Source organism: Moraxella oblonga NBRC 102422 (assembly GCF_001598275.1).
GTDB classification, from domain to species: Bacteria; Pseudomonadota; Gammaproteobacteria; order Pseudomonadales; family Moraxellaceae; genus Moraxella; species Moraxella oblonga.
In genome coordinates this window covers 1-7,113 of sequence record NZ_BCYQ01000063.1, presented here as the reverse complement: position 1 = coordinate 7,113, position 7,113 = coordinate 1, and the positions used below count along the sequence as shown (strand labels likewise).

6 protein-coding genes, 1 tRNA gene and 1 pseudogene are annotated in these 7,113 nt (G+C 43.5%); 6 read left to right on the top strand and 2 right to left on the bottom strand.

Going from position 1 to position 7,113, the window contains the following annotated elements:
• Positions 1–91: 91 nt before the first annotated feature.
• Together MOB01S_RS11505 and MOB01S_RS11500 are read right to left on the bottom strand one after the other, a co-directional pair.
• Positions 92–619 (bottom strand): hypothetical protein, encoded by a 528-nt coding sequence (locus MOB01S_RS11505; protein ID WP_066805592.1) that lies wholly within the window; start codon positions 617–619, stop codon positions 92–94.
• A gap of 85 nt (positions 620–704) precedes the next feature.
• On the bottom strand, positions 705–1,865 hold the full coding sequence (locus MOB01S_RS11500) for a CNNM domain-containing protein (protein ID WP_084349734.1): 1,161 nt from the start codon (positions 1,863–1,865) through the stop codon (positions 705–707).
• Between the two features lie 182 nt (positions 1,866–2,047).
• Between MOB01S_RS11500 and yajC the strand changes: the two genes are divergently transcribed.
• The 6 genes and pseudogenes from yajC (at position 2,048) to MOB01S_RS11470 (ending at position 7,112) form a co-directional block, all read left to right on the top strand.
• Positions 2,048–2,365: a preprotein translocase subunit YajC gene (gene yajC, locus MOB01S_RS11495; RefSeq protein WP_066805590.1), complete on the top strand. Its 318-nt coding sequence runs from the start codon at positions 2,048–2,050 to the stop codon at positions 2,363–2,365.
• A 40-nt stretch (positions 2,366–2,405) separates the two neighbouring features.
• The gene (gene secD, locus MOB01S_RS11490; RefSeq protein ID WP_066805587.1) at positions 2,406–4,283 is read left to right on the top strand and encodes a protein translocase subunit SecD; all 1,878 of its coding nucleotides are present in this window, start codon (positions 2,406–2,408) and stop codon (positions 4,281–4,283) included.
• Between the two features lie 9 nt (positions 4,284–4,292).
• Positions 4,293–5,423: a protein translocase subunit SecF gene (secF, locus tag MOB01S_RS11485; RefSeq protein WP_066805584.1), complete on the top strand. Its 1,131-nt coding sequence runs from the start codon at positions 4,293–4,295 to the stop codon at positions 5,421–5,423.
• 51 nt (positions 5,424–5,474) lie between these two features.
• Positions 5,475–6,380: a DMT family transporter gene (locus tag MOB01S_RS11480; RefSeq protein ID WP_066805581.1), complete on the top strand. Its 906-nt coding sequence runs from the start codon at positions 5,475–5,477 to the stop codon at positions 6,378–6,380.
• Positions 6,377–6,972 (top strand): annotated as a pseudogene (locus MOB01S_RS12950) (LOG family protein). The gene MOB01S_RS11480 and the pseudogene MOB01S_RS12950 overlap by 4 nt, the downstream one beginning before the upstream one ends.
• A 64-nt stretch (positions 6,973–7,036) precedes the next feature.
• Positions 7,037–7,112: transfer RNA gene (locus MOB01S_RS11470), tRNA-Lys, on the top strand.
• Position 7,113: the final 1 nt, after the last annotated feature.

Here is a 7,113-nt window from a genome sequence, read left to right as displayed (position 1 = left end):
ACATAAAATATCAAGCCTTCACATCTGTTTTTTATTCTAAAAATAAACCAACATCACAACAGTGATGTTGGTTTATGATTTGTAGGGCTTTTTATTCTATAACAATCTGTGAAACCGCTCTTAACAGAGTCATGTCTGACCCTGACTGTACCAAAGTTGCCTTTGAAGTGGTATTGACGGTTGTTTTTTTACCGTCCTTTTCCCATGATTCTACAGTATTAACTACTGCACGCACTTGATCGCCTGCCACCACCACATCACTCATCGTGATGTCATAGTAATAGTTGGTTGAGCCTGCCCACGATTTTTGCAAAAGTTGTAAATAAGCATTTTTATCAAGCGTGCTGGTTTTGCCGTGACGCGTGATAGAAATCACCGCATCATCGTCAATGAGTTTGGCGATTTGACTGATATTTTGGGCATTGGCAGAAGCCTTCATAGACATTGCATAGGCTTGCATGGATTGTTCGTTGATGGCATAAGCAGGAGCAGTCGCCACCACCGCCACACCAAACGCACTTAGCACTTTGCCAAACATAGGTTTTTTAAGCCATTTTTTAGAGCCATACACGCCTGCCAACATACAACTGCTAACAAACAAAACAGTGGATTTTTTCATTAATGTCATCACAAAATAAGAATGTACATACGATAACAAAAATGCCCTAAGCAATAATAACGGTTTTGTAATATTTTGTTGCAATTTAGGATATCGCTGTATCTTCGTCATGCTCAATCTTCGTCCCAAGCCTTGTCATGCGTCTATCCATAAGCTGACGAGCCAGTGCTTGCATATCGTCCACACGGTCAATTTCATCAACAATTTCAAGTCCAAGCAGTGTTTCTAGCACATCTTCTAGACTCACCAAGCCCTTCACTTCGCCAAACTCCCCCACCGCCAACGCAATATGAACCCGCTCTTTTAACATCAAATCAAGCAAATCAAACAATTTCATCTTGGCGAATACAAAAGTCATTTCACGGCGAAATTGCTTGATGGGCGTGTGAATTTCTTGATTGGCTTTGGCAATGAGCAAATCGGACTTTAAAACAAAACCTGTGGCATTGTCCAAATCATCACTAAAAATCGGAAAACGTGAAAAAGGCAGTTTGGTATGCGTAGCAAATACATCACCCACCGTCATATTTTCATCAAATGCCGTAATCACCGAACGGGGCGTTACAATGTCTTCTACATTAATCACCCCAAGTGCCAAAGAGTTTTTGATGATACGAGTTTCAAGTTCGCTCATTTGTCCTGAGCTTTGACCTTGATTGGCAAGGGCGATGAACTCATGACGACTAAAACTATTTTCGGTATTGCCTTTTGTTAAAAGACGTGAAACTTTTTCGGCAAACCACACGATAGGAAACAATAATATATTAATGCCTTTGACATAATACGCCACAGGTAAGGCAAAAGTACGCCAGTAAGTCGTTCCTAGTGTCTTTGGAATGATTTCTGTACCTATCAAAATCACCACCGTCATCACCGCACTAAACACGCCAAACCACACATCACCAAATACAATGGTTGCTTGAGCACCTGCACCCAACGAACCTAGTGTATGAGCGACTGTATTTAGGGTTAGGATAGATGAAATGGATTTTTCAATGTTTTGAACTTTGACATCTGCCAGCAAAGAAGCGGTCTTTGGGTCTGCCTCTTGAAGTGTATCAATGTAGCTTGGAGTCATGGTCAAAAGTGTCGCTTCCGAAATTGAACAAATAAAAGACACAATAAGCGACAAACCGATATAAAAGACAAGCAACGCAACATTGGTGCTGGTATAAGTGGTAGGGTTTGCCCATGCTAAGGTGGGCAAAAAAAGCAAAGCTAAAAGTAAAAGTCTCTGTCGGGGCATGGTAAATGATAAAAAATCAAAATGTTCATATTAAGCCAAAATCATCATAACTTCAAGGGGTATTTTGTGAATATTGAGTGATTTTGTATGAGTTGTTTAAATTTGCCTTGATAAACAATTCAATGCCCCAAAATCTTGATTTTGTGCTATCATAATGTGTTATTTTTGATTTAGGAACTTTTATGCTACTTTCTATTCTTGGTACCCCTACCCCAGCCCAGCCCAATGCTTTTTTGCAGATTTTGCCTATGGTGGCGATTTTTGCCATTTTTTACTTTTTGGTGATTCGCCCTCAATCCAAACGTGTCAAAGAACATCGTAAAATGGTGGATACGTTGGCAGTTGGCAACGAAGTTGCCTTTGCAGGTGGTCTTATGGGCACCATCAAAAAAATAGAAGGCGAATATGCCGTTATCGCCCTAAACAAAACCACCGAAATTAAAGTCCAACGTGCCAGCGTTATCAGCGTTTTACCAAATGGCACGCTAGACAATATCTAAATCTTATTTTTACTTACATACACCATTTTAAGAAGTTCTTATGCATTACCCTGCTTGGAAATATATACTCATCGCCATTGTGCTTGTGGTTTCAGGGATTTATGCCTTGCCAAACCTTTATATGGACGAACCTGCCGTCCAAATCACAGGGGCGTCCGCTGGCACTCAGCTTGATAACAACGTTTTAACCCAATCCCAAGCCTTACTTGACAAGGCGGGGCTTGCTCACCATAACGGCAGTTTTGAAAACAACAGTGCCCTAATCCGCCTAAAAACCGCCGAAGACCAATTAAAAGCCCAAGAAGTTTTACGTCAAAACTTGGGAGAAAATTATGTGGTTGCTCTAAACCTTGCCCAAACTACGCCCCAGTGGCTTAGAGACATCGGAGCAAAACCGATGAAGTTGGGGCTTGATTTGCGTGGTGGGGTGCGTTTTGTTTTAGAAGTGGATATGAAAAAAGCCCTAGAACAACGGCTGACCACCACAAGTCAAGATGTTCGCCGTGTTCTGCGTGGCGAAAAAATAGCCATTAAAAGCCTAAAAAATACCGAAAATGGTCTAAATCTCACCTTCAACAGCAATGATGAGCGTGATAAAGCCCAAACGTTACTACAACATAACTTACCCATGGACTTTACTTATCGCCCCATCATGACAAGCGAAGGGGCGACGCTTGAAGTGAACTACACCGAACAAGCACTCACCCAAATCAACGAATACGCTGTCGGTCAAAACTTGACCACCCTGCGTAACCGTATCAATGAGCTTGGTGTGGCAGAGGCACTCGTCCAATCACAAGGCTCTAACCGCATCGTGGTTGAGTTGCCGGGCGTCCAAGATACGGCTGAGGCAAAACGTGTGCTTGGTCGTACTGCCAACCTAGAATTTCGTATGGTTGCCGAAGAAGCTCATACATTTACAGGGGGCATTCCACCTGCAGGCACAGAAGCCTTTCCTTTTGAGACGCTTGATGGACCACCCATTTTACTAAACCGCCAATCCATCGTTACGGGTGAAAAAGTCCAAAATGCCCAAGCAGGTTTGGACAACAACGGTCGCCCACAGGTATCTATCACGCTTGATAATGCAGGTGGTAAGCTGATGCAAAACGCCACACGCACAAGCGTTGGCAAACAAATGGCAGTGCTTTTTATTGAAAACAAACAAAAAATCACTTACCAAAAAGACGAAGCAACTGGCGAAACCACCGAAGTACGCACCCCTTATGCCGAAACTCGGGTCATTAACCGTGCCACCATTCAGGCGGTGCTAGGTTCGTCCTTTGTTATCACAGGGCTTGACAGTAACGAAGAAGCGGGCGAACTTGCATTACTACTACGTTCTGGTGCACTGGCAGCTCCCATGTACTTCGTTGAGGAACGCACCATTGGTCCATCACTGGGTCAAGACAATATTGATAAAGGGATTTTTTCTTCAAAAGTTGGTTACCTACTTGTCTTTTTATGGATGATTGTCTTTTATCGTGCATGCGGTGTGATTGCCAACATTGCTCTTGCTTTTAACATTATTATGCTAGGAGCGGTGATGTCTATCATTGGTTCAGCACTTACTCTACCGGGCATTGCAGGGATTGTACTGACCATGGGCATGGCGGTGGATGCCAACGTTCTTATTTTTGAGCGGATTCGTGAAGAGCTTGCCAATGGCGTGCGAGCCAAATCAGCAATTTTAGCAGGTTTTGATCGTGCATTTAGCTCTATTTTTGATGCCAACTTAACCACACTGCTAGTAGCATTCATCTTATTTGCTGTTGGTACAGGTCCTATTAAAGGCTTTGCCATCACACTTGCCATTGGGATTTTAACTTCTTTATTCACTGCCATTATCGTAACTCGTGCACTCATGCAAATTTGGTACGGTTATCGCAAAAACTTAACCAAACTTAGTATCGGCTAGGAGATTACCATGACACAAAATAACTCTAATGACCCTACCGAAAATCAAGAAAGCCAAGCCTTGCGGCGTAGAACACCACGCCGTAACGGTAAAGGTAGCAACGCTTCCGCCAATGTCGCCCTTGAAAATCAAGCAGTGGTGGCAGATGAATTTGCTCAAAAAGAAGGGGGTGTAAAACTCATCGGTAATCACCGCATCATTCCCTTTATGAAAATAGAACTGCCCATGATGATTATCTCCGCCCTACTGGTTATCGCCAGTGTGGTGGCGTTAGCAACAAAAGGGTTAAACTTAGGACTTGATTTTACAGGAGGGGTATCGGCTGATGTCAAATACGAACAACCTGCCGATCAATCCCAAGTAATCAATGCGTTGGCAGATAAAGGTTTTAATGATGCTGTCGTCCAATATCTAGGCACACGCCAAGAACTTCTCATTCGCTTACCCCCCCAAGAATCAAAAGATGCCGAAGGACTAAGCCAAGCCTTAGATTTGGCATTGGATTTACCATCAAATCCTGCCACCGTTGAAAACATCAATGTCATTGGCAGTCAGCTTGGTAATGAAATTTACCTAAACTCCGTCATGGCGTTGGGCATTGCACTGGCTCTCATGCTCATCTATGTTGCTGTACGTTTTCAGTTTAAACTGGCAGTAGGTGCAGTGCTGGCATTATTTCATGATGTGATTGTGGTCTGTGGACTTTTTGCCATTTTCGGTTGGCCCTTTGATTTGACAGTACTGGCTTCTGTATTGGCTCTCATCGGTTATTCGGTGAATGACACGATTGTGGTCTATGACCGTGTCCGTGAAAACTTTCGCCGTGTGCGTGGATTGCCACCTCGTCAAATCATAGATTTGTCCCTAACCGAAACCCTAAGACGTACATTCATGACATCAGGCACGGTATTTGTGGTGGTCATTGCCCTACTCTTTTTGGGAGGTGAGGGACTGTTTTGGTTTGCACTCGCCCAATTCATCGGCACGATTGCAGGCACATACTCATCAGTCTATATCGCAAGTTCCATTCCGCTTCGTATGGGGTTGTCTCGTGAGGATTTTGTGGTGAAGGTCAAGCCAGAATTCACCGAAGAGGTGGTGATATTTGCCGACCCCAACCTCCAAAATGCCAAAGACTAACAACACCCACTTCAAACACCTACCCCAAAGCAATTTGGGGTAAACTTTTATATGAAAAATCCACTCACTCACCTATCCCCCACCACACAAGGTTATGTTTTTTCAATAATTACAATGTGTGTATGGGGCAGTTTTAGTTTACTTGCACGTGTCAATGTTTATTGGGGCATCAAGGCATGGGACATCATCGCCCTACGTTTTGGCATCTCTGCCGTCATTCTCATTGGCATTTTAATCTATCAAAAAAACTGTCGTTTTTTATTTAGTCGCCGAGCGTTTTTGCTTGCCATTTTTGGCGGTGTGGGTTATAGTTCACTAGTTTACCAAGCCTTTCTTATCACACCTGTGGTGCATGGGGCAGTTTTTTTAAATGGCATGATACCTGTGGCAACCGCCATATTGATGTATGCTTGGTACAAAAAACGTCCAGACAAAGACACTCAAATCGCCCTACTCATCATCGGCATCACCTTAGTATGTATGTGTGTACTTATGTTTACTAAGGGCGTGCAATTTGGGGTAGGTGATGGGCTGTTTTTGCTTTGTGCTTTTACGTGGTCTATTTATGGTCTGATGCTAAAAGATTCAGGATTTAGTGCATGGCAAGCCATGTGTGCTACCGCCATTTGGTCGGCGGTGGTGTATCTGCCCATTTATGGACTATTTATTGATTCATCACTTGCCAATGCCCAGCCCACGCACATTGCCATTCAAGCCATTTTTCACAGCATTATTGTCATGATTTTAGCAACAGTAACGTACGCTTTGGCGGTTGAACGGTTGGGAGCATTTATCGCAGGGGGTCTAGGCTCACTTGCCCCTTTTATTTCCGCCATCATCGCTGTACCACTGCTTGGCGAACCACTCAATCATGTCATGGTCTTGGGTTTGATTGGCATGGGACTTGGTACGATACAACCTTGGCGATTTTTAAAACTTAAAAAGGATAACTTATGAAACTAACCAACATCACCGTCTATTGTGGCTCAAATCTAGGCACAATCCCTCACTATCATGACAGTGCTGTCGCACTTGGTACACTCATTGCCACACAGGGTCGCCGTCTTGTATATGGTGGTGGCAATATCGGCATGATGGGGACGGTGGCTGACAGTGCTTTGGCACATGGCGGTGAAGTCATTGGTGTGATACCTACCTTTTTACGTCAAAAAGAAAAAGCCCATACCAGCCTCACCCAACTCATTGAAACCCCAGACATGACTACCCGCAAAGCCAAACTTATAGAGCTTGCCGATGGTTTTATCGTCATGGCAGGCGGACTTGGCACATACGAAGAAGTGTTTGAGTACTGTCTGCCAAACAGCTAAACCTCACCCAAAAACCCATTGGTTTTTTAAACACGCATGGCTTTTTTGACCCATTACTTGCCATGCTCAAACATACCGCCGACATGGGTTTTATGCCACAAGAAGACTTGGACTTGATTTGTGTGTCTGATGACCCTACCACCTTATTAGAAATGATGGAAAATCACCAACATAACCAAACAGTCAAATGGGTAGAACCAGCGTGGCAAAAAAAATTATAAAATTTTTAAAAAAATACTTGCAAAGATAAAATTATCCTGTATAATACGCACCACATAGCGATAAGGGTCGTTAGCTCAGTTGGTAGAGCAGTTGACTTTTAATCAATTGGTCGCAGGTTCGAATCCTGCACGACCCACCAC